Origin of the sequence: Hydrogenophaga sp. SNF1 (assembly GCF_034421675.1) — a bacterium.
In the GTDB taxonomy this organism is placed as follows: Bacteria; Pseudomonadota; Gammaproteobacteria; order Burkholderiales; family Burkholderiaceae_C; genus Hydrogenophaga; species Hydrogenophaga borbori.
The window spans coordinates 3,228,916-3,251,724 of record NZ_CP139793.1; the positions used below are offsets into that span (position 1 = coordinate 3,228,916).

Genomic DNA, 22,809 nt, shown 5'->3' on the forward strand with positions numbered 1-22,809 from the left:
TCGCGGCGCCATCGGTTCGATGCTGTGTTCAGTGGGCGGCGGCAATGATCCGCAGGAAATCGGGCGCCTTGAGCGAGGCCCCGCCGATCAGCCCGCCGTCGATGTCGGGTTGGGCCAGCAGGCTGGCGGCGTTGGCGGCGTTCATGCTGCCGCCATAGAGGATGTGCACACGCTCCGCCTGGTGGGTGGCCGCGGCAAGCTGAGCGCGCAGCACGGCGTGCACCTGCTGGGCCTGCTCGGGCGTGGCCGTCTGGCCGGTGCCGATGGCCCACACGGGCTCGTAGGCGACGACGATTTCGCTCGTGCAGTGCGCCACGGCGTGGATCACAGCGGCCAGCTGGCGCTTGACCACGGCCTCGGTCTGCTCGGCCTCGCGCTCCACCAGGGTCTCGCCCACGCACACGATGGGCGTGATGCCCGCGGCCAGGGCACGCTGCGCCTTGGCAGCGACGGTGGCATCCGTCTCGCCGTGGTACTGACGGCGCTCGGAATGGCCCACGATGGCGTAGCGGCAGCCGAAGTCCTTGAGCATGGCGGCCGACACCTCGCCGGTGTAGGCGCCCTGCTCGTGCGCGGACAGGTCCTGCGCGCCCCAGCCGATCGGGCCGCCGGCCAGCAGGCCCTGCAGCTGCGCGAGGTAGGGCGCGGGCGCGCAGACGGCCACGTCGGCCGAGGGCTGGCCGAGACCGGCCAGCAGCGCGCGCAGCAGCGCCTCGTTGGCGGCCAGGCCGCCGTTCATCTTCCAGTTGCCGGCGATGAGCTTTTTCTTCGTCATGACATCAGGCCCACTTCAGCACGAGTTTGCCGACGTGGCGGTTCGATTCCATGAGGGCGTGCGCCTCGGCCGCCTGCGCGGGGGCGAACACCTGGTGGATGACAGGCTTGACCGCGCCCGATTCGAGCAGCGGCCAGATGTGCTCCCTGAGCGAGCGCGCGATGGCGGCCTTGAAGGCCACCGGGCGCGGGCGCAGCGTGGAGCCCGTGACGGTGAGGCGGCGGCGCAGCACCAGACCGGCGTTGAACTCGGCCTTGACGCCGCCCTGCACCGCGATGATGACCAGGCGGCCGTCCTCGGCCAGGCAGTCGACCTCGCGCGCCACGTAGCCACCCGCCACCATGTCGAGGATCACGTCGACGCCGCGGCCGCCGGTGACGTCGGCCACCGCGGCAACGAAGTCCTGCGTGCGGTAGTTGATGGCGTGGTCGGCGCCGAGCGCCTTGCAGGCGGCGCACTTCTCGTCACTGCCGGCGGTGGCGATCACGGTCGCGCCGCGCGCCTTGGCCATCTGGATGGCGGTGACGCCGATGCCGCTGGTGCCGCCCTGCACCAGCAGGGTTTCACCGGACTGCAGACGGCCGCGGTCGAAGACGTTGCTCCAGACGGTGAAGAAGGTTTCGGGCAGCGAAGCGGCGGCGACATCGTCCAGGCCACGCGGCACCGGCAGGCACTGGCCGACCGGCGCCACGCACCACTCGGCGTAGCCGCCGCCGGCCACCAGCGCGCAGACCCGGTCACCCAGCTGGAGGCCGGCCTCGGCCAGCGCGGTGGCGTCACCCGACTCGATGGTGCCGGCCACCTCCAGCCCGGGGATGTCGGACGCGCCGGGCGGCACCGGGTAGTTGCCGGTGCGCTGCAGCACGTCGGGGCGGTTCACACCCGAGGCCGCGACGCGGATCAGCAACTCGCCGGCGCCCGCGACGGGGCGCGGGCGCTCGGCCAGGCGCAGCACCTCGGGCGCGCCAAAGCCATTGATCTCGACCGCTTGCATGCTCGACATCGCGTGCGGGGCTTACTGCTGCTGTTGCTGTTGCTGCGCGGCCTCGTCGGCCGACGCCGCGGGGCGCTGGTCGCGGTGCTCACGCGGTTCACGCGGTTCGCGGTGCTCACGCGGTTCACGGGGCTCGCGGGGCTCACGATCGCCACCGCCGCTGCGCTCCAGCAGCGCCTTCATCGACAGCTTGACGCGGCCCTTCTCGTCGGTCTCCAGCACCTTGACCTTGACGATCTGGCCTTCCTGCAGGTAGTCGCTGACCTTCTCCACGCGCTCGTGGGCGATCTGGCTGATGTGCAGCAGGCCGTCCTTGCCCGGCAGCAGGTTGACCAGGGCGCCGAAGTCCAGGATCTTGGTGATCGGGCCTTCGTAGACCTTGCCCACTTCCACCTCGGCCGTGATCTCGGCGATGCGGCGCTTGGCGTCCTCGGCGCGCGCGCCGTCGGTGGAGGCGATGGTGATGGTGCCGTCTTCGCCGATGTCGATCTGCGTGCCGGTTTCTTCGGTCAGCGCGCGGATGGTGGCGCCGCCCTTGCCGATCACGTCGCGGATCTTCTCGGGGTTGATCTTCATGGTGTAGAGGCGCGGCGCGAAATCGCTGATCTCGGTCTTGGCCTCGCCCATGGCGGCCTGCATCTTGCCCAGGATGTGCATGCGCGCCTCTTTGGCCTGGGCCAGCGCGACCTGCATGATTTCCTTGGTGATGCCCTGGATCTTGATGTCCATCTGCAGGGCCGTGATGCCGTTGGTGGTGCCGGCCACCTTGAAGTCCATGTCGCCGAGGTGGTCCTCATCGCCCAGGATGTCGGTCAGCACGGCGAAGCGGTTGCCGTCCTTGATCAGGCCCATGGCGATGCCGGCCACGTGCGCCTTCATGGGCACGCCGGCGTCCATCAGCGCCAGGCAGCCGCCGCAGACCGAGGCCATGGACGAGGAGCCGTTGGACTCGGTGATCTCGGACACCACGCGAATGGTGTAGGGGAAGTCTTCCTTGGTGGGCAGGCAGGCCACCAGGGCGCGCTTGGCCAGGCGGCCGTGGCCGATCTCGCGGCGCTTGGGGCTGCCCACGCGGCCGGTTTCGCCGGTGGCGAAGGGCGGCATGTTGTAGTGCAGCATGAAGCGGTCTTCGAACTCGCCGGCCAGCGCGTCGATCTTCTGGGCGTCGCGGTCGGTGCCCAGGGTGGCGACCACCAGGGCCTGCGTCTCGCCGCGCGTGAACAGCGCCGAGCCGTGGGTGCGCGGCAGCACGCCGTTGCGGATCTCGATGGGGCGCACGGTGCGCGTGTCGCGGCCGTCGATGCGCGGCTCGCCGGCCAGGATCTGGCCGCGCACGATGCCGGCCTCGATATCGAACAGCAGGCCCTCGACCTTGACGCTGTCGAATTCGACGCCGGCGGCCTTCAGGCCACTCATGACGGCGGCGTAGGCCTCGCGGCACGCCTGGGTGCGCGCCTGCTTGTTGCGGATTTGGTAGGCCGCGCGCAGCTTGTCGCCGCCGAGCTCATTCACCTGGGCGATCAGCGCCTCGTCGCGCGCCGGGGCCTGCCACTGCCACTCGGGCTTGCCGGCCTCGCGCACCAGTTCGTTGATGGCGTTGATGGCGATGTTGGCCTGCTCATGGCCGAACACCACGCCGCCCAGCATGATTTCTTCGGACAGCTGCAGGGCCTCGGACTCGACCATCAGCACCGCGGCCTGCGTGCCGGCGACCACCAGGTCCATCTGCGAGTTCTGGCGCTCGGTCTGGCCCGGGTTGAGCACGTAGGCGCCGTTGACATAGCCCACGCGCGCCGCACCGATAGGGCCGTTGAACGGAATGCCCGAGACCGACAGCGCGGCCGAGGTCGCGATCATCGCGGCGATGTCGGCGTCCACTTCGGGGTTGAGCGACAGCGTGTGGATGACCACCTGCACTTCGTTGAAGAAGCCCTCGGGGAACAGCGGGCGGATCGGGCGGTCGATCAGGCGGCTGGTCAGCGTTTCCAGCTCGCTCGGGCGGCCTTCGCGCTTGAAGAAGCTGCCGGGGATCTTGCCGGCGGCGTAGGTTTTCTCGATGTAGTCGACGGTCAGGGGGAAGAAGTCCTGACCGGCCTTGGCCTCGCTCTTGGCGACCACGGTGGCCAGCACGACGGTGCCGTCCATGTCGAGCAGCACGGCGCCGCTGGCCTGGCGGGCGATCTCGCCCGTTTCCATGGTGACCGTGTGCTGGCCCCACTGGAAGGTCTTGGTGACTTTGTTGAACATGCTCATGGCGTATCTCCGTTGGCGTCCCGTTCATCGGGACTGCATGGCGTGCAATGCCTTGCACGAACCCGGAGAACGCACCCGCCAGACGATGCCATTCCAGAGGGACTGCGCTGGCCGCAGCCCCGTTGGAATGACACAGCTTCGCTCGGTGTGTGAACTCCGGAGGAATGGAGCGGGGGCGCCAAACGCAAAAAGCCCGAGCCAGCGAACCAACTCAGGCTTTTCGATCGGGCACACCCGGCTCGGTTTACTTGCGCAGGCCCAGTTTCTGGATCAGGGCCAGGTAACGGTCGGCGTCCTTGGACTTGAGGTAGTCCAGCAGCTTGCGGCGACGGCTCACCATGCGCAGCAGGCCGCGGCGGCCGTGGTGGTCCTTGGCGTGCGTCTTGAAGTGCGGGGTGAGTTCGTTGATGCGGGCCGTCAGGATGGCGACCTGGACTTCGGGGCTGCCGGTGTCGTTGGCGGAACGGGCGTTGTCGGCGATGACGCCGGCCTTGACTTGCTGATCGATCATGTGAAGCTTTCCTGTTGACTTGCGTCCCGCTGCAGCCCGGGCCACCCGAAGGGAAGGCCTGCCGCGACGGGCGTGAAGCCGCTCCAGCTGGAACGGCAACCGCGCATTCTAGCCGAATCGGCGCGCCGGCGACCTAGCGGCGGGGCCGGCTGTCCGCCAGCCAGCCGTTCAGGCGCCGCACGCCCTCCTCCAGCCGCGACGCGTCCCGGCTGGCGAAACACCAGCGCAGCCAGCCGGCCGCCTCCGGGCCGAAGGCGCTGCCCGGCGCCAGGCCCAGGCCGGCCTCGCGCACCAGCCGCTTGGACACTTCCAGGCAGTCGGCCTGTCCCGGCAGGCGGAAAAAGGCGTACATGCCGGCGCGCGGCGTGGCCAGCTCCACCCCGGGCAGGGCCTGCAGCAGGGGCACCAGCGTGTCGCGGCAGCGGCGCAGGTGGGCCACCAGGGCCGGCGTCACGGCGTCGCCGTGGGCGATGGCGGCGACCGCCCCGCGCTGCACGAACACCGGCGCGCAGGAGGTGTTGAACTCGATCAGCTTGCCCACCGCCTCGGTCAGCGCGGGCGGCAGCACCAGCCAGCCCAGGCGCCAGCCGGTCATCAGGAAGCTCTTGGAGAAGCTGTGGGCAACGATGAGGCGGTCGTCGGGCTCGGCCACGTCCAGGAAGCTGGGCGCCGCGCCGTTGGCGGTGTCGCTCTCGAAGTAGAGCCGCTCGTAGACCTCGTCGGCCACGATCCAGGTGCCGGTGGCGCGGCAGTGGGCCAGGATCTGGCGCTGCTGCTCGGCCGTGAGCGCGAAACCGGTCGGGTTGGCCGGGGCGTTGACGATGAGCACGCGCGTGGCTGGGGTCACGGCCTGTCGCAGGGCGGCGAGGTCCAGCGTCCAGGCGCCGCCGCGCGGCACCAGCGGCAGCGCCTTCACCCGCGCGCCCAGGATGGCCGGCTGGGCCGCCAGGTTGGGCCAGGCCGGCGTGACCACCGCCACTTCGTCGCCCGCGTCGACCAGGGTCTGCGCCGCCAGCATGAGCCCGTTGACGCCGCCCGAGGTGACGGCGATGCGCTCGAACCAGTGGACCGCGCCGCGGCCAGGGTGCAGGCGCTCGGTGTAACCGGCGATGGCCTCGCGCAGCTCGGGCAGGCCCAGGTTGTGCGCGTAGAAGGTTTCGCCGGCCTGCAGCGAGGCGATCGCGGCCTGTCGGATGGGCTCGGGTGTGACCTCGTCGCTCTCGCCGAACCAGAACTTGAGCACGCCCTCGCGGCCGATGCCTTCGTTCGCCACCTCCCGAATGCGCGAGCCCTCCAGGCCCGCCACCACGTCACGCATGCGCCGACTCCCGCGTCAATGTCAGAAGCGGGTCATCGTACAGCTGTGCGGCATCTCGGCCTGCTGCGGGCTCAGGCTGCGGATCACGCGAAAGCCGTAGCCCGATCCCTCGACGTCGAACCTCACACCGGGCGTGCCCTGGCGGTCCATCACGGCCACGGCCAGGCTTTGCTGGAACTGGTGGTCGGCGCGGCGCATGCGCGCGCGCTGGCCGGCCAGGGTGACGTCGGCCTTCTCCAGTTCGGCGGCGATGGCCCCCGCCTCCACCCGACCCGCGCGCTCGATGGCCTGCGCCAGCGCCTCGACCATGAGCTGCATGCGCATGTGCACGTAGTCGTCCTCGGGCTTGGGAAAGCGCTCGCGGAAGGCCTTGTAGAAGGCCTCGCTTTCGGGCGTGGGCACGTTGGGGAACCAGTCGGCCACGGCCACCACCTGGCCGATGCCGGCGTCGCCGAGCGCCGCCGGCGCACCCAGGGCGTTGCCGTAGAAGGTATAGAAACGGCCCTCGAAGCCCACCTCGCGCGCGGCCTTCACCAGCAGCGTGAGGTCATTGCCCCAGTTGCCCGTGAGCACGGCCTGCGCGCCGCTGGCCTTGATCTTGGTGGCGTAGGGCAGGAAATCCTTGATGCGCGCCATGGGGTGCAGCTCGTCGCCGACGATCTTCACGTCCGGCCGCTGGGCGCCGAGCTGGCGGCGCGCCTCGCGCAGCACGCCCTGGCCGAAGCTGTAGTCCTGGCCGATCAGGTAGATGCGCTGCAGCGCCCTGTCCTCGCGCAGCACGCTCATGAGCGCGGCCAGTCGCATGTCGGCGTGGGCGTCGAAGCGGAAGTGCCAGTAGCTGCACTTCTCGTTGGTGAGCGCCGGGTCCACCGCCGAGTAGTTGAGGAAAAGCTGGCGCTGCGCCGGATGACGCTCGTTGTGCTTGTTGATGGCCTCGATCAGGGCGCTGGCCGCCGCCGACGAGTTGCCCTGGGTGACGATGGCGATCCCCCGGTCATTGGCCAGGCGCAGGGAGGACAGGGCCTCTTCCGCCTGGTTCTTGCTGTCGAAGCGCTCGATGAGCAGCGGCCGAGCGCCGCCGGGCAGCTTGACGCCGCCGCGCGCATTGACCCGCTCCGTGGCCCAGAGCAGGTTGCGGAACACGGCCTCGCCGGTGTTGGCGAAGGGGCCCGAGAGGCCTTCGATCATGGCGATGCGGATGGGCTCGCCGCGAGCGGCGGGGGCCTGGGCCCAGCCGGACGGGACGGCGCCGAGGCCAAGGACGGCGGCGGCCAGGGTGGCCAGCCGGCGGCGGGAAATCAGGGTCATGCAGAACTCCGTGGTGGCAACGCCGGGCCCTCGACGGGGCCCATTCTTGTCGCGTCCGCGACAGGACGGGTACTCTAATTCATAATTATTTGAACCCGCCGCCGCCGGTCAGGCGGCCCTGGCCCGCTCAGGCGGCGGACGCCAGCTCGGCCAGCGGCCAGCGCGGGGCCACGTCGAAGCGCCCGGCCGGGGCGTCGGTGGCCAGCAGACCGGCCTGGGCGCGCAGCCCGGCGGCCAGGGCGATCATGGCGCCGTTGTCGGTGCACAGCGCCAGTTCCGGGTAGTGCACCCGCAGGCCGCGCCGCGCGGCGGCCGCGTTCAGTTCGGCGCGCAGGCGGGTATTGGCGCCCACGCCACCGGCCACCACCAGGCGGCGCAGGCCGGTGTCGCTCAGCGCCGCCAGCGATTTCTTCACCAGCACCTCCACGATGGCGGCCTGCGCGCCGGCCGCCACGTCGGCCTTCTCCTGCTCGCTCAGCGGGTCGGCCAGTCGGCTGGTGGCCGGTCCCTCGGGCGCGGCGCGCGCCAGGCGCTTCACCTGGGTCAGCACCGCCGTCTTGAGGCCGGCGAAGGAAAAGTCCAGGTCGCCGCTGTGCAACAGCGGACGGGGGAACCTGTAGGCGGTGGCGTCGCCCCGCTCGGCCAGGCGCGCCAGCGCAGGCCCGCCCGGGTAGCCCAGGCCCAGCAGCTTGGCCGACTTGTCGAAGGCCTCGCCGGCCGCGTCGTCGATGGTTTCGCCCAACAGCGTGTAGCGCCCCACCCCGTCCACCCGCATGAGCTGCGTGTGCCCACCCGAGACCAGCAGGGCCACGAAAGGGAATTCGGGCGGATCCGCGCTCAGGAAGGGCGACAGCAGGTGCCCTTCCAGGTGGTGGATGCCGTGCACCGGCCGGCCCAGCGCCACGCCCAGCGCGTGCGCCACGCCCGTGCCCACCAGCAGCGCACCGGCCAGGCCGGGGCCACGCGTGCAGGCGATGGCGTCGACGTCGGACAGTGCCAGCCCGGCCTGGGCGAGCACCGCGTCGGTCAACGGCAGCACGCGGCGGATGTGGTCGCGGCTGGCCAGCTCGGGCACCACGCCGCCATAGGCCTGGTGCATCTCGATCTGGCTGTGCAGCGCGTGGCCGAGCAGGCGCGGCATGCCCTGCACGCCAGCGTCCACCAGGGCCACACCGGTTTCGTCGCAAGAGGATTCGATGCCGAGGATTCGCATGAGGGGCGGGAGTTTAAGGGCCGACAGGCCCTGGGCGGCACGCTTGTTGCTCCTTCACCGGGGAGATGTGCCATCGCAAGGGTGAACGATGAAAACGGGCCTGGATTTCCTGTTGGCCGCCAAGCGCTGCGAGATCGATGGCCTGCAGCGCCTGGCCTTCACGGCCACCCTGGTGGACGTGAGCGCGCGCCTGGTGCACCAGCTGCAGCGCGAGCGCGGGCTCACCAATCTGTACCTGGGTTCGATGGGCCAGCGCTTCGCCGAGGCGCGCGCGGCGCAGATCGGCGCCTCGCGCCAGGTGGAGGCCGAGTGGCGCGCCCAGTTCGGGCGCGTGGACACCGGCACCGCCCAGGCCGGCCACGGGGCGCGCCTGTTCAGCCGCATCGCCTACGTGCTGCAGGGCCTGGACGGCCTGGACGCGCTGCGCGGCCAGCTTGACGCCCAGGCCTGGGACACCGACCGCGCCACCGAGGCCTATGCCCGGCTGGTCGCCGCCCTGCTCGCCGTGGTGTTCGAGGCCGCCGACAGCGCCACCGACCCCGAGGTCTCGCGCCGCCTGGTGGCCCTGTTCAACTTCATCCAGGGCAAGGAGTTCGCGGGCCAGGAGCGCGCCGTCGGCGCCGCCCTGTTCGCGCGCGGCCAGTCCGACAGCGCCAGGCAGCAGCGCCTGCTGCACCTGATCGAATCGCAAGAGCGTTGCCTGGAGCTGTTCGACAGCGTCGCCCCACCCACCGCGCGCGCGCTGTGGACGGCGCCGCACAGCAGCGCCCCCCTGGCCGAGCTGGAGCGCCTGCGCCGCGTGCTCTACACCGCCCCGCACGGGGCCGCGCTGCGGCCGGAACTCAGCCAGGCCTGGTTCGACGTCTGCAGCGCGCGCATGGACGCCATGAAGCTGGTGGAAGACCGCCTCACCGCCGACCTGCGCGCCCTGTGCGGCGAAAAGATCGCCCAGGCCCAGGCCGAACTGGCCAGCTTCGGCGCGCTCAGCGCCCAGGCCGCGCCCGACCCCCTGGTCTTCTACCTGGCCCCGGCCGATCCAAACGGCCCCGCCGCGCCAGGCGCCACCCAGGGCTTCGCCCTGCCGCTGGACCGCTCGGTGCTGGAACTGGTGCACGACCAGGCGCGCCGCCTGCAGGCCATGGGCGACGAGCTGGAGGCGGTGCGCGCCAGCCTGAACGAGCGCCGCCTCATCGAACGCGCCAAGGGCCTGTTGATGGCACACCGCCAGTTGAGTGAGGCCGAGGCCCACAAGACCCTGCGCCAGATGGCCATGAACCAGAACCGGCGCCTCGTGGACGTGGCCGAGGCCCTGCTGTCCATGGCCGAGGTGCTGCCCCCGCGCTGAACGCACTGCTGCAGTGCACCAATTCCGGACGGGCGCACCAGACGGGCCCGTTCCGCCGACCCAGCACATCAGTCAAATCAAGCACTTGCGCGCGCCCGGCCGACTGGCACGGTCCCTGCTAAATGAAAGCAGCACAGCTCGCGGCCAATGGCGGCCGCGGTCTGGACAGTCTTCCCAGACACGGACAACGGCGTCCATTTCCTTCCCGCGCATGGCGGGCCTGGAAATGGGCGCCGTTGTGCTTTGGGTTTCCGGTTCGCCATTCACCCCACAGGAGTCCACGACCATGCCATCGATCCCGCTGTCCCGCCGCCGCCTCATCCAGCAGGCCGGCGCCCTCGGCTCCGCCGCTTTCGCCGGCGGCCTGTTGAGCACCCGGGCCCAGGCCGCCACCGGGCTGGAAACCAAGGCCGCCAAGCTCGGCTTCATCGCGCTGACCGACGCCGCGCCCCTGTTCGTGGCCGACGAAAAGGGCTTCTTCAAGAAGCACGGCATGACCGAGGTCGAGGTGCTCAAGCAATCGTCCTGGGGCACCACGCGCGACAACCTGGTGCTCGGCTCGCCCAAGGGCGGCATCGACGGCGCGCACATCCTCACGCCCATGCCATACCTCATCAGCACGGGCGCGGTCACCGCCAACAACGTGCCGGTGCCGATGAACATCCTGGCGCGCCTGAACCTGGGTGGCCAGTGCATCTCGGTGGGCGACGAGTACAAGGACCTCAAGGTCGGCCTGGACACCAAGGCCTTCGGCAAGGCCCTGCTGGACAAGCGGCTGAAGACCGGCAAGCCGGTGAACGCGGCCATGACCTTTCCCGGCGGCACGCACGACCTGTGGATCCGCTACTGGATGGCCGCCGGCGGCGTGGACCCGAACAAGGACATCACCACCATCGTGGTGCCACCGGCGCAGATGGTGGCCAACATGAAGGTGGGCAGCATGGACACCTTCTGCGTCTGCGAGCCGTGGAACCGCCAGCTCATCAACCAGAAGATCGGCTACACGGCGCTCACCACCAGCGAGCTGTGGATGAACCACCCGGAGAAGGCCTTCGCCATGCGGGCCGACTGGGTGCAGGCCCACCCCAACGCCACCAAGGCCCTGCTCAAGGCCGTGATGGAAGCGCAGATGTGGTGCGAGGAACCGGCCAACCGCGCCGAGGTGGCCGAGATCTGCTCGCGCCGGCGCTGGATCAACGCGCCCGTGGCCGACGTGATCGACCGCGTCAAGGGCGACTTCGACTACGGCACCGGCCGCGTGGAGGCCAACAGCAAGTTCCAGATGCGCTTCTGGAAGGACCAGGCCAGCTACCCCTTCCAGAGCCACGACCTGTGGTTCCTCACCGAAAACATGCGCTGGGGCTACCTGCCCACCACGCTGGACACCAAGGCCCTGATCGCCAAGGTCAACCGCGAGGACCTCTGGCGCCAGGCGGCCAAGGAGCTGGGCGTGGCCGCCAAGGACATCCCCACGTCCACCTCGCGCGGCGCCGAGACCTTCTTCGACGGCAAGGTCTTCGACCCCGCCAACCCGAAGAAGTACCTCGACAGCCTGTCGATCAAAACCCCCAAGGCCGCCTGAACCCAGCCCCCTCGCCGACACCAGGAGTCCCCGCGATGAACACCACCGACACCGTCGAGCCGATCCGGCTGGCCACGCCCGCCGCGCCCCCGGCCCCGCTGCCCGATGGGCTGCGGCGCGCCGCGCGCGGCTTCACGACCCACGTGTTGCCGCCGCTGGTGATCACCGGCCTGCTGCTGCTCGTCTGGGAGCTGCTGGGCTCGCGCCCCGGCGCGGCGCTGCCGCCGCCGAGCAAGGTGGTGCAGGAGACCTGGGAGCTGATCGTCAGCCCCTTCTACGACAACGGTGGCAACGACGTCGGCATCGCCTGGCAGCTGCTGGCCAGCCTCAAGCGCGTGGCGTACGGCTACTCGCTGGCGGTGCTGGCGGGCGTGGGGCTGGGCGTGCTGGTGGGCCAATCCACCTGGGCCCTGCGCGGCCTCGACCCGCTGTTCCAGGTGCTGCGCACCGTGCCGCCGCTGGCCTGGCTGCCGATCTCGCTGGCCGGCTTCCAGGACGGCCAGCCCTCGGCCATCTTCGTGATCTTCATCACCTCGGTCTGGCCGATCATCATCAACACCTCCATCGGCATCCGCAACATCCCCGACGACTACCGCAACGTCGCGCGCGTGATCCGGCTCAACGGCCTCGAGTACTTCGGCCAGATCATGCTGCCGGCCGCCGCGCCCTTCATCTTCTCGGGGCTGCGCATCGGCGTGGGTCTGTCGTGGCTGGCCATCGTCGCGGCCGAGATGCTGATTGGCGGCGTCGGCATCGGCTTCTTCATCTGGGACGCGTGGAACAGCTCGCGCATCAGCGACATCATCCTCGCGCTCTTCTGCGTCGGCATCGTCGGCTTCCTGCTCGACCGTTGCGTCGCCTTCCTCGGCCAGCTCGTCACGCGCGGCACCAGCGCCGGCTGAACCCGCCCGACCCCACAGGAGCCTCCCCATGAACGACAACGCCTACCTCAGCATCAGCGGCGTGGACATGACCTTCACCAAGGGCCGCACCGTCAACCCCGTGCTGCGCCACATCCACCTGGACGTGCGGCGCGGCGAGTTCATCTCCCTCATCGGGCACTCGGGCTGCGGCAAGTCCACCGTGCTCAACATCGTGGCCGGCCTGCTCAAGGCCAGCGCGGGAGGGGTCATCGTCGATGGCCGCGAGGTGAACGAGCCCGGCCCCGACCGCGCGCTGGTGTTCCAGAACCACTCGCTGCTGCCCTGGCTCACGGTGCAGCAGAACGTGGCGCTGGCGGTGGACAAGACCTTCCGCGGCAGCAAGAGCGCGGCCGAGCGCCGGGACTGGGTGCTGCACAACCTGGAGATGGTGAGCATGGGCCACGCCCTGCACCGCCTGCCGGCCGAGATATCGGGCGGCATGAAGCAGCGCGTGGGCATCGCGCGCGCCCTGGCCATGCAGCCCAAGGTGCTGCTGCTCGACGAGCCTTTCGGCGCGCTGGACGCGCTCACGCGCGCGCACCTGCAGGACGAGGTGATGCGCATCCAGGGCGAGCTGCGCAACACGGTGATGATGATCACGCACGACGTGGACGAGGCCGTGCTGCTGTCCGACCGCATCGTGATGATGACCAACGGCCCGGCGGCCACCATCGGCGACATCCTGGACATCGAGCTGGAACGCCCGCGCGATCGCCTCGCGCTGTCCGACGACGCCCGCTACAACCACTACCGCCACGAGGTGCTGAGCTTCCTGCACGAGAAGCAGCGCAAGGTGGAGCCGCTGTCGCGCGGCGCCAAGGCCCGGGCGTCCGAAGCGCTCAGCGCCTGAACGCACCACCAGCCAAGGAGAACCCCATGGACATGCGCGCCCAGCCGCGGCAAAGGATGAAACTGGTGATGGTGGGCAACGGCATGGCCGGCGTGCGCACGCTGGAGGAGCTGCTCAAGCTCGCCCCCGACCTCTACGACATCACGGTGTTCGGCGCCGAGCCGCACCCGAACTACAACCGCATCCTGCTCTCGCCGGTGCTCGCGGGCGAGCAGACGCTGGAGCAGATCGTGCTCAACGATTGGGCCTGGTACCGGGACAACGGCGTCACCCTGCACGCGGGCTGCCAGGTGACCGAAGTGGACCGCGTCAAGCGCCAGGTGCACGCGCGCAACGCCGCGGGCGAAACGCTCAGCGCGCCCTACGACCGCCTGATCCTGGCCACCGGCTCCAAGCCCTTCATCCTGCCCCTCCCGGGCAAGGAGCTCGAGGGCGTGCTGGCCTACCGCGACATCGCCGACACCCAGGCCATGATCGACGCCGCCGCGAAGTACCGGCACGCGGTGGTCATCGGCGGCGGCCTGCTGGGCCTGGAGGCCGCCAACGGGCTGATGAAGCGCGGCATGGCCGTGAGCGTGGTGCATGTGGCGCCCTGGCTCATGGAACGCCAGCTCGACGAGGAGGCCGGCCGCCTGCTGCAGCAATCGCTGCAATCGCGCGGCATGGACTTCCTCATCGGCGCGCAGACGCAGGCGCTCGTCGGCGACCGCGACGGCGGCGCGGGCGGCCGCGTGAAGGCCGTGCGCTTCCAGGACGGCCGCGAGGTCCCCGCCGACCTGGTGGTCATGGCCGTGGGCATCCGCCCCAACACCGCGCTGGCCGAGTCCATGAAGCTGCACGTCGAGCGCGGCATCGTCGTCGGCGACACCCTGCAGACCGTCACCGACCCGCGCATCTACGCCGTGGGCGAGTGCGCCGCGCACCGCGGCATCGCCTACGGGCTGGTGGCGCCGCTGTTCGAGCAGGGCAAGGTGCTGGCCACGCACCTGGCCGAGTTCGGCATCGGCCGCTACACCGGCTCGCTCACCTCCACCAAGCTCAAGGTCACGGGCATCGACCTGTTCTCGGCCGGCCAGTTCATGGGCGGCGAGGGCACCGAGGAGATCGTCATGAGCGACCCCGGCGGCGGCGTCTACAAAAAGCTGGTGATCCGGGACGACAAACTGGTGGGCGCCTGCCTGTACGGCGACACCGTGGACGGCAGCTGGTACTTCAAGCTGCTGCGCGAGGGCCGCAGCGTGGCCGACATCCGCGACAAACTGATGTTCGGCGAATCCAACATCGGCGACACCGGGCACGAAGGCCACCACAAGGCCGCCGCCATGCCGGACACGGCCGAGGTCTGCGGCTGCAACGGCGTCAGCAAGGGCGCCATCTGCAAGGCCATCAAGGACAAGGGCCTGTTCACGCTGGACGAGGTGCGCCGGCACACCAAGGCCAGCGCCAGCTGCGGCTCCTGCACCGGCCTGGTGGAGCAGATCCTGATGGCCACCGCCGGCGGCGACTACTCGGCCGCGCCGAAGCTCAAGGCCCTGTGCGGCTGCACCGAGCACGGCCACCAGGCGGTGCGCGAGGCCATCCGCCACCACAAGTACCTCAGCACCGCCGAGGTCTTCGCCGGCCTGGGCTGGCGCACGCCCAACGGTTGCGCCACCTGCCGCCCGGCCGTGAACTACTACCTCATCAGCACCTGGCCCAAAGAAGCCCAGGACGACCCGCAGAGCCGCTTCATCAACGAGCGCAGCCACGCCAACATCCAGAAGGACGGCACCTACAGCGTGATCCCGCGCATGTGGGGCGGCGAGACCACGGCGGCCGAGCTGCGCCGCATCGCCGACGTGGTGGACAAGTACCGGATCCCCACCGTCAAGGTCACGGGCGGCCAGCGCATCGACCTGCTCGGCGTGAAAAAGGAAGACCTGCCATCGGTCTGGCGCGACCTGGCCATGCCCAGCGGCCACGCCTACGCCAAGGCGCTGCGCACCGTGAAGACCTGCGTGGGCAGCGAGTGGTGCCGCATGGGCACGCAGGACAGCACGCAGATGGGCAAGGACCTGGAGCGCGCCATGTGGCGCATGTACGCGCCGCACAAGGTGAAGTTCGCCGTCAGCGGCTGCCCGCGCAACTGCGCCGAGGCCGGCATCAAGGACGTGGGCATCATCGGCGTGGACTCGGGCTGGGAGATGGTCATCGCCGGCAACGGCGGCATCAAGACCGAGGTGGCGCAGTTCCTGGTCAAGCTCAAGACCGCCGAGGAGGTGCTGGAGTACACCGGCGCCTTCATGCAGCTCTACCGCCTGGAAGGTTGGTACCTGGAGCGCACCGTGCACTACGTGGCGCGCGTGGGCATCGACCACGTCAGGCGGCGCATCCTCGACGACGCCGAGGGCCGCAAAGCGCTGTGGGCCGAGCTGCAGGCCGCGCTCGACGGCGAGCCCGACCCCTGGTTCGAGCACGAGAAGGCCGCGCTGGACACGCGCCAGTTCATTCCCATTCAGCCCCTGACCGTGGAAGGAAGCGCCGCATGAGCCTGCACACCCAATGGACACCGGTGTGCCGTGTCGAGGACATCCCCGTGCTGGGCTCGCGCACCGTGCGCCGCCCCGTGGGCCTGGACGTGGCCGTGTTCCGCGACGCCGCGGGCGGCGTGTTCGCCCTGCTCGACCGCTGCCCCCACAAGGGCGGGCCGCTGAGCCAGGGCATCGTGTTCGACCAGCGCGTGGCCTGCCCGCTGCACAACTGGACCATCGGCCTGGCCGACGGCTGCGCCCAGGCGCCCGATGAAGGCTGCACGCCCCGCTTCGCGGTGCGCGTGGCCGACGGCCTGGTGCACCTGGATGCGCGCGAACTCGCCACGCACGCCACCGACCCCACCCGGCCCGTGGCCGGCCCGCCAACGCGGCGCCGCGAGAGCGCATGACCGACACCCGCTCCACCTGCCCCTACTGCGGCGTGGGCTGCGGGGTGCTCATCGAGAGCGAAGGCGATCGCATCACCGGCGTGCGCGGCGACCCCGAGCACCCGGCCAACGCCGGACGCCTGTGCAGCAAGGGCCAGACCCTTCACCTCACCGCCGCTCCCCACGTGGCGCGCCAGACGCGCCTGCTGCACCCCCAGGTGCGGGCCGCGCGCGGCGCCGCGCCGCAGCGCACCACCTGGGACGAGGCCCTGGACCTGGCCGCGCGCCGCTTCAACGGCGCCATCGCCACGCACGGCCCCGACGCGGTGGGGTTCTACATCAGCGGCCAGTTGCTCACGGAGGACTACTACGCCTTCAACAAGCTCGCCAAGGGGCTGATCGGCACCAACAACATCGACACCAACTCGCGCCTGTGCATGAGCAGCGCCGTCGCCGGCTACAAGCTCACGCTGGGCGCCGACGCGCCGCCGGCCTGCTACGAAGACCTGGACCACGCCGGCTGCGTGTTCATCGCCGGCAGCAACACCGCCTACGCGCACCCGGTGCTGTTCCGCCGCCTGGAAGACGCACGCCGCGCGCGCCCCGACATGAAGCTGATCGTGGCCGACCCGCGCCGCACCGACACCGCCGAGGCCGCCGACCTGCACCTGCCGCTGCAGCCCGGCAGCGACACCCTGCTGTTCCACGGCCTGCTGCACCTCATGCTGCGGGAAGGCTGGACCGACACCGCCTACATCGCGGCCCACACGCGCGGCTTCGAGGCCCTGGAGGCGCTGGTGCGCGACTGCACGCCGGCGCGCGTGGCCCAGGCCTGCGGCCTGGAGGTGCACGACCTGGTCACCGCCGCGCGCTGGTTCGCCACCGGCGCCAGCGGCGACCCGAAGGCGCGCGGTGCCACGCTCAGCCTGTACTGCCAGGGCCTCAACCAGAGCAGCAGCGGCACCGCCAAGAACGCCGGCCTGATCAACCTGCACCTGGCCACCGGCCAGATCGGCCGCCCGGGCGCCGGACCGTTCAGCCTGACGGGCCAGCCCAACGCCATGGGCGGGCGCGAGGTGGGCGGCCTGGCCAACCTGCTCTCGGCGCACCGCGACCTGGCCAACCCCGCGCACCGCGCCGAGGTGGCCGCGCTGTGGGGCATTCCCTCCGTGCCGGAAAAACCCGGGCTCAGCGCCGTGGAGCTGTTCGAGGCCGCCGCCGACGGCACCGTGAAAGCCCTGTGGATCGCCTGCACCAACCCGGCGCAGTCCATGCCCGACCAACGCACCGTGCGCCGCGCCTTGCAGCGCGCCGAGTTCGTGGTGCTGCAGGAGGCCTTCGCCACCACCGCCACCGCCGGCTTCGCCGACCTGCTGCTGCCCGCCACCACCTGGGGCGAGAAGGACGGCACCGTCACCAACAGCGAGCGGCGCATCAGCCGCGTGCGCGCGGCCGTGCCGCCGCCCGGCGAGGCGCGGCACGACTGGCGCGTCGTGGTGGACTTCGCCCGCCGCCTGCGCCCCGGCCATTCGCTCTTTCCCCACGAGACGCCCGAAGCCCTGTGGCGGGAGCACCGCGAGTCCACGCGCGGGCGCGACCTGGACATCACCGGACTGAGCTACGCCAAGCTCGACCGGGACGGCCCCCAGCAGTGGCCGCTGCGCGAAGGCGACACGCAAGGAAAGGCGCGCCTCTACGGCGACGGCGTCTTTCCCACCCCCGACGGCCGCGCCCGCTTCGCCGCCCTGCCCCACCGGCCGCTGGCCGAGCCGCGCGAACCGCGTTACCCCTTCTCGCTCACCACCGGCCGCCTGCGCGACCAGTGGCACGGCATGGGCCGCACCGGCACCCTGGGCCGCCTGTTCGGCCACGTGGCCGAGCCGGCCGTGCAGCTGAACGCCGGCGACATGCAGCGCCTGGCCTTGCGCGACGGCGAGCTGGTGCACGTCACCAGCCGGCGCGGCAGCCTCGTGCTGCCCGCCCAGGCCAGCGGGCAGGTCGCGCCGGCCCAGGCCTTCATCGCCATGCACTGGGGCCCCGAGTACCTGGGCGGGCGCGGCAGCGGTGGCGAGCCGCTGGCCGGTGTCAACGCCCTCACCACATCGGCCCGCTGCCCCGGCTCCCAACAACCCGAACTCAAGCACGCGGCGGTGAAGGTGCTCAAGGCCGACCTGCCCTGGACCCTGCTGGCCCTGGCCTGGCTGCCCGAGGAGCGCGCCCTGGCCACTCAGGCCGCGCTGCGCGCCCTGATGGCCGAGTTCCCGTTCGCCAGCTGCGTGCCTTTTGGCCGCGAGCGCACCGGCCTGCTGTTTCGCGCCGCCGCGCACGAGCCGGCGCCGCCCGCGCTGCTGGACCGCCTGGAAACCCTGCTGGGCCTGGACACGCCCGAGGCCCTGCGCTACGCCGACCGCCGCCTGGGCCAGCGCCGCTCCGCGCGCCTGCGCCGCACGGACGGCCACGGCGCGCGGCTGGACGCCGTGCTGCTGGCCGGCGACACCCGCGCCGAGGCCTGGCTCAGGCCCCTGCTGCAGGACGACCGGCCCGCCGACGGCTACGGCCGCCGCCTGCTGATGCCCGGCGGCCAGGCCCCGGTGGCCGAGGCCCCGCGCGGGCGGCAGGTCTGCACCTGTCTCAACGTCAGCGACAGCGCCATCCGCGCCTGCCTGGCGCGCATGGGCGACACCCTGGGCAACGACGAGGAACGCCTGGCCCAGCTGCAGACCCAACTGCGCTGCGGCACCCAATGCGGCTCCTGCGTGCCCGAGCTGCGCCGCCTGGTGCGCGGGCGCGACACCGCGCCGGCCTGAATCCTGCTCTGGGTACGCAAGGCCTCCATATAACGACAAGTCATCAAGCCTGCCAGACAATCCCCCGACCATGGGCATCAGCCAGTACATCAAGGAGATCGGCCGCGGCAAGGACGGCGCGCGGGCGCTGACGCGCGCGCAGGCCGCCGACCTGATGGGCCAGGTGCTCGACGGCGCCGTGAGCGACCTCGAACTGGGCGGCTTCTGCCTGGCCATGCGCATCAAGGGTGAAACGCCCGAGGAGATGGCCGGCTTCCTGGACGCCACGCACGCGCGGCTGCGCCGCGTGCCGGGGAACGGCCGGCCCATCGTGGTGCTGCCCAGCTACAACGGCGCGCGCAAGCTGCCGCTGCTCACACCGCTGCTGGCCCTGCTGCTGGCGCGCCGGGGCGCGGCGGTGCTGGTGCACGGCACCGCCACCGAAGACCGGCGGGTCACCGCCGAAGCGGTGTTCGCCGCGCTGGGCGTGGCGCCGGGCGCGCCGGCCCAGGCCATCGCGCCCGGCGGCTGCGCCTTCGTGCCCACCGAGGCGCTGCTGCCCGGCCTCAAGCGCCTGCTGGACGTGCGCCGCAGCGTGGGCCTGCGCAACCCGGGCCACAGCCTGGTCAAGCTCATGAACCCGGTGGACGGGCCCGCGCTGATCGTGGGCAGCCACACCCACCCCGAGTACGCCGTCAGCATGGCCGCCACCTTCGCGCTCACCGGCGCGCACGCGCTGCTGCTGCGCGGCACCGAGGGTGAGCCCGTGGCCGACGCCCGACGCCAGCCGCGCATCGAGGCGTTGCGCGACGGCCAGCGCATCGAGCGCATCGCCGCCCAGGACGGCCCGCTCGCCCAACTGCCCGAGCTGCCGGCCATCGAGCCGGCCGCCACCGCCGCCTACACCCGCGCCGTGCTCGACGGCCAGGCCCCCCTGCCCGCGCCCATCGCGCGCCAGGCCGACTGCATCCTTGCCGAGATCCACGCCGATGAACACACCACCGCCTGATTTCCTGCCCGGCACCGTCACGCTCGTGGGCGCCGGCCCGGGCGACCCGGAGCTGCTCACGCTCAAGGCCGTGCGCGCCATCGGCGCGGCCACCGTGCTGCTGGTGGACGACCTCGTCAACGAAGCGGTGCTGGCGCACGCCAGCCCGCAGGCGCGCATCGTGCGCGTGGGCAAGCGCGGCGGCTGCCGCAGCACGCCGCAGGCCTTCATCGACAAGCTCATGCTGATGGCCGCGCGCGAGGGCGAGGTGGTGGTTCGCCTCAAGGGCGGAGACCCCTTCGTCTTCGGCCGTGGCGGCGAGGAGATCGAGCACCTGCAGGCCGAGGGCATCGCGGTGCGGGTGGTCAATGGCATCACCTCGGGGCTGGCGGCCGTCACCGCTCTGGGCGTGCCGCTCACGCACCGCGATCACGCCCACGGCGTGGTCTTCATCACCGGTCACGCCAAGCCTGGAGACGCCGGCACCGATTGGCCCGCCCTGGCCGCCACCGCGCGCGACGCCAAGCTCACCCTGGTCATCTACATGGGCGTGAGCGGCGCGGCGCAGATCGAGCAAGGCCTGCTCGCCGGCCTGCCCGGCGACACGCCGCTGGCGGTGGTGCAGCACGCCAGCCTGCCGCAGCAGCGCCACGCGATCGGCACGCTGGACGACCTGTGCGGCTGCCTGCGGCGCGAGGGCCTGGGCAGCCCCTCGGTGATCGTGGTGGGCGACGTGCTGCGCGGCCTGGCTTCGCTGGCGCGACCCGAGTCGGCCAGCCGCGCCGCCTGACGCGCGGGAAGCGCCGCGCGCGCTGGCTACACTGCCGCGCGTGCAAACCTTCGACGCCATCATCGTCGGCGCCGGCGCCGCCGGCCTGTTCTGCGCCGGCATCGCCGGCCAGCGCGGGCGGCGCGTGCTGCTGATCGACCACAGCCCCAAGATCGCCGAGAAGATACGCATCTCCGGCGGCGGGCGCGCCAACTTCACCAACCGCGACCTCGACCCGCGCGCGCCGCAGAAGCACTTCGTGGGCGAGAACCCGAACTTCTGCCGCTCGGCGCTCTCGCGCTACACGCCCACCGACTTCATCGGCCTCCTGCAGCGCCACGGCGTCGCCTGGCACGAAAAGCACAAGGGCCAGCTGTTCTGCGACCGCTCGGCCGACGACCTGATCCAGGCGCTGCTGCGCGAGTGCGAGGCCGGCGGCGTTGACCGCTGGCAGCCCTGCGCCGTGCGGGCCGTGCGGCAGGACGGCGACGGCGCCTACGCGCTGGACACCGACCGCGGCCCGGTGCGCGCCCCCAAGCTGGTGGTGGCCACCGGCGGCCTGCCCGTCCCGCAGATCGGCGCCAGCGACTTCGGCCTGCGCCTGGCGGCGCAGTTCGGGCTGCGCGTGGTCGAACCGCGCCCCGCCCTGGTGCCGCTGACCTTCGACGGCGCCGCCTGGACACCCTACGCGGGCCTGGCCGGGCTCGCGCTGCCGGTGCGCATCGAGACCGGCGGCAAGAAGGAGCGCATGGCCTTCGACGAAGACCTGCTCTTCACCCACCGCGGCCTGTCGGGCCCGGCGGTGCTGCAGATCTCCAGCTACTGGCAGGCCGGCGCGCCGATCCGCCTGAACCTGGCGCCCGACACCGACCTGGGCGCGGCCCTGGGCGATGCCAAGCGCCGATCGCGCAAGCTGCTGGCCAACGAACTGGCCCAGTGGGTGCCCGCCCGCCTGGCCGACGCCTGGGCCGCCCAGGACGGCGACTGGCAGCGCCCCGTGATGGAAACCGCCGACCGCGCCCTGGCCCGCCTGGCCGAGCGCCTGCAGCGCTGGGAACTGGTGCCCACCGGCACCGAGGGCTGGCGCAAGGCCGAGGTCATGCGCGGCGGGGTCGACACCCGCGAGCTGTCCCAGCAGACCCTGGAATCGCGCCAGGCCGGGCTGTTCTTCATCGGCGAGGTGGTGGACGTGACCGGCTGGCTCGGCGGCTACAACTTCCAGTGGGCCTGGGCCTCGGCCCACGCCTGCGCCCAGGCGCTGTGAACCGGTGGCGGACGGCCGGTAGGCAACGCGGCAGAAACGTCTATAATCGCGGGCTTTGCTGGCAAATTCCCGTCGGCCAATACTAGTTTCAGACGGGACACCTCGCAGCCAAGAAGGCCGGGCCTGATCTTCCCCGCCATCCTCTGGCCGCACATTCAGGAATCGATCGATACATGACCACCATCCGTGTCAAAGACAACGAGCCCTTCGACGTGGCTCTGCGTCGCTTCAAGCGCACCATTGAAAAACTCGGCCTGCTGACCGACCTCCGCGCCCGCGAGTTCTACGAGAAGCCCACCGCCGAGCGCAAGCGCAAGAAAGCCGCCGCGGTCAAGCGCCACTTCAAGCGCGTTCGTTCCATGCAGCTGCCCAAGAAGCTGTACTGAACGAAGCCGGTCCGTCCGGCACCGAAAGCCCGCTCCAGGACGCTAGAGCGGGCTTTTTCGTTTTCCCTTCCCTCTTTCCTGCGCCGCGCCTGCCCGCAGCGCCACCGGAGCGACACCATGAGCCTCAAAGCCCGCATCACCGACGACATGAAAGCCGCCATGCGCGCCAAGGAAACCGAGCGCCTGGCCACCATCCGCCTGCTGACGGCGGCGATCAAGCAGAAGGAGGTGGACGAGCGCATTGAACTCGACGACGCCGCCGTGGTGGGCGTGATCGACAAGATGGTCAAGCAGCGCAAGGACTCCATCGCCGCCTTCGAACAGGGCCATCGCCCCGACCTGGCGGCCAAGGAAGCCGCCGAGCTGACCGTGCTGCAGGCCTACCTGCCCGAGCGCCTGTCGGCCGAGGCCGTGGCGGCCGAGGTGAAGGCCATCGTGGCGGAACTGGGCGCCAAGGGACCGGGCGACATGGGCAAGGTCATGGGCGCGGTGAAAACGCGCCTGGCGGGCAAGGCCGACATGGGACAGGTCTCGGCGGCGGTGAAGGCGGCGCTGGCGGGTTGACCGCCGCCCGCCAGGATTCGGCCAGGAACGGCCAGGCGATGGCCGCCGAGAACAGGGCGTGGGTGGGCGGCGGGCCGACAC

General features: G+C 71.2%; 19 protein-coding genes. 12 read left to right on the top strand and 7 right to left on the bottom strand.

Features of this window, described 5'->3' with window-relative positions; translation table 11 throughout:
• Positions 1-28: 28 nt before the first annotated feature.
• The 7 genes from tpiA to tsaD all read right to left on the bottom strand — a co-directional run bounded on the left by tpiA (position 29) and on the right by tsaD (position 8,372).
• Positions 29-775, bottom strand: a complete 747-nt coding sequence (gene tpiA, locus SOM08_RS15475) for a triose-phosphate isomerase (protein WP_116960402.1) — start codon at positions 773-775, stop codon at positions 29-31.
• A gap of 4 nt (positions 776-779) precedes the next feature.
• On the bottom strand, positions 780-1,769 hold the full coding sequence (locus SOM08_RS15480; protein ID WP_116960401.1) for an NAD(P)H-quinone oxidoreductase: 990 nt from the start codon (positions 1,767-1,769) through the stop codon (positions 780-782).
• 21 nt (positions 1,770-1,790) lie between these two features.
• Entirely contained in the window at positions 1,791-4,022 is a 2,232-nt protein-coding gene (pnp, locus tag SOM08_RS15485) for a polyribonucleotide nucleotidyltransferase (protein WP_322469263.1), read from the bottom strand.
• Between the two features lie 244 nt (positions 4,023-4,266).
• Positions 4,267-4,533 carry a 30S ribosomal protein S15 gene (gene rpsO / locus SOM08_RS15490; protein ID WP_070397633.1) on the bottom strand — a complete coding sequence of 89 codons (267 nt, stop codon included), beginning with the start codon at positions 4,531-4,533 and terminating at the stop codon, positions 4,267-4,269.
• Between the two features lie 133 nt (positions 4,534-4,666).
• Positions 4,667-5,851 (bottom strand): pyridoxal phosphate-dependent aminotransferase, encoded by a 1,185-nt coding sequence (locus tag SOM08_RS15495; RefSeq protein WP_116960399.1) that lies wholly within the window; start codon positions 5,849-5,851, stop codon positions 4,667-4,669.
• A 21-nt stretch (positions 5,852-5,872) separates the two neighbouring features.
• Positions 5,873-7,159: a branched-chain amino acid ABC transporter substrate-binding protein gene (locus tag SOM08_RS15500; protein ID WP_116960398.1), complete on the bottom strand. Its 1,287-nt coding sequence runs from the start codon at positions 7,157-7,159 to the stop codon at positions 5,873-5,875.
• Positions 7,160-7,286: 127 nt separating this feature from the next.
• Positions 7,287-8,372: a tRNA (adenosine(37)-N6)-threonylcarbamoyltransferase complex transferase subunit TsaD gene (tsaD, locus tag SOM08_RS15505; protein WP_322469264.1), complete on the bottom strand. Its 1,086-nt coding sequence runs from the start codon at positions 8,370-8,372 to the stop codon at positions 7,287-7,289.
• 88 nt (positions 8,373-8,460) lie between these two features.
• Here tsaD and SOM08_RS15510 point away from each other — a divergent pair, with 88 nt between their 5' ends.
• The 12 genes from SOM08_RS15510 to SOM08_RS15565 all read left to right on the top strand — a co-directional run bounded on the left by SOM08_RS15510 (position 8,461) and on the right by SOM08_RS15565 (position 22,728).
• Positions 8,461-9,717, top strand: coding sequence for a nitrate regulatory protein (locus SOM08_RS15510; RefSeq protein ID WP_116960396.1), 1,257 nt, complete (start codon positions 8,461-8,463; stop codon positions 9,715-9,717).
• 286 nt (positions 9,718-10,003) lie between these two features.
• Complete coding sequence (locus tag SOM08_RS15515) at positions 10,004-11,299, top strand: CmpA/NrtA family ABC transporter substrate-binding protein (protein ID WP_322469265.1); 1,296 nt, start codon at positions 10,004-10,006, stop codon at positions 11,297-11,299.
• A gap of 35 nt (positions 11,300-11,334) precedes the next feature.
• Positions 11,335-12,201, top strand: a complete 867-nt coding sequence (gene ntrB / locus SOM08_RS15520; protein ID WP_116960394.1) for a nitrate ABC transporter permease — start codon at positions 11,335-11,337, stop codon at positions 12,199-12,201.
• 28 nt (positions 12,202-12,229) lie between these two features.
• Complete coding sequence (locus tag SOM08_RS15525) at positions 12,230-13,072, top strand: ABC transporter ATP-binding protein (protein ID WP_322469266.1); 843 nt, start codon at positions 12,230-12,232, stop codon at positions 13,070-13,072.
• 26 nt (positions 13,073-13,098) lie between these two features.
• Positions 13,099-15,600: a nitrite reductase large subunit NirB gene (gene nirB / locus SOM08_RS15530; protein ID WP_322469267.1), complete on the top strand. Its 2,502-nt coding sequence runs from the start codon at positions 13,099-13,101 to the stop codon at positions 15,598-15,600.
• On the top strand, positions 15,597-15,992 hold the full coding sequence (nirD, locus tag SOM08_RS15535; RefSeq protein ID WP_116960392.1) for a nitrite reductase small subunit NirD: 396 nt from the start codon (positions 15,597-15,599) through the stop codon (positions 15,990-15,992). The genes nirB and nirD overlap by 4 nt, the downstream gene beginning before the upstream one ends.
• On the top strand, positions 15,989-18,778 hold the full coding sequence (locus SOM08_RS15540; RefSeq protein ID WP_322469268.1) for a molybdopterin-dependent oxidoreductase: 2,790 nt from the start codon (positions 15,989-15,991) through the stop codon (positions 18,776-18,778). Before nirD ends, SOM08_RS15540 begins: the two co-directional genes overlap by 4 nt.
• A gap of 70 nt (positions 18,779-18,848) precedes the next feature.
• Positions 18,849-19,766, top strand: coding sequence for a DNA-binding protein YbiB (ybiB, locus tag SOM08_RS15545; protein WP_116960390.1), 918 nt, complete (start codon positions 18,849-18,851; stop codon positions 19,764-19,766).
• Positions 19,747-20,535: a uroporphyrinogen-III C-methyltransferase gene (gene cobA, locus SOM08_RS15550; protein WP_322469269.1), complete on the top strand. Its 789-nt coding sequence runs from the start codon at positions 19,747-19,749 to the stop codon at positions 20,533-20,535. The genes ybiB and cobA overlap by 20 nt, the downstream gene beginning before the upstream one ends.
• A gap of 40 nt (positions 20,536-20,575) precedes the next feature.
• Entirely contained in the window at positions 20,576-21,778 is a 1,203-nt protein-coding gene (locus SOM08_RS15555) for an NAD(P)/FAD-dependent oxidoreductase (RefSeq protein ID WP_416186966.1), read from the top strand.
• Between the two features lie 173 nt (positions 21,779-21,951).
• Entirely contained in the window at positions 21,952-22,164 is a 213-nt protein-coding gene (gene rpsU, locus SOM08_RS15560) for a 30S ribosomal protein S21 (RefSeq protein ID WP_009520186.1), read from the top strand.
• 117 nt (positions 22,165-22,281) lie between these two features.
• Positions 22,282-22,728: a GatB/YqeY domain-containing protein gene (locus tag SOM08_RS15565; protein WP_116960387.1), complete on the top strand. Its 447-nt coding sequence runs from the start codon at positions 22,282-22,284 to the stop codon at positions 22,726-22,728.
• The last annotated feature ends 81 nt before the right edge of the window (positions 22,729-22,809 follow it).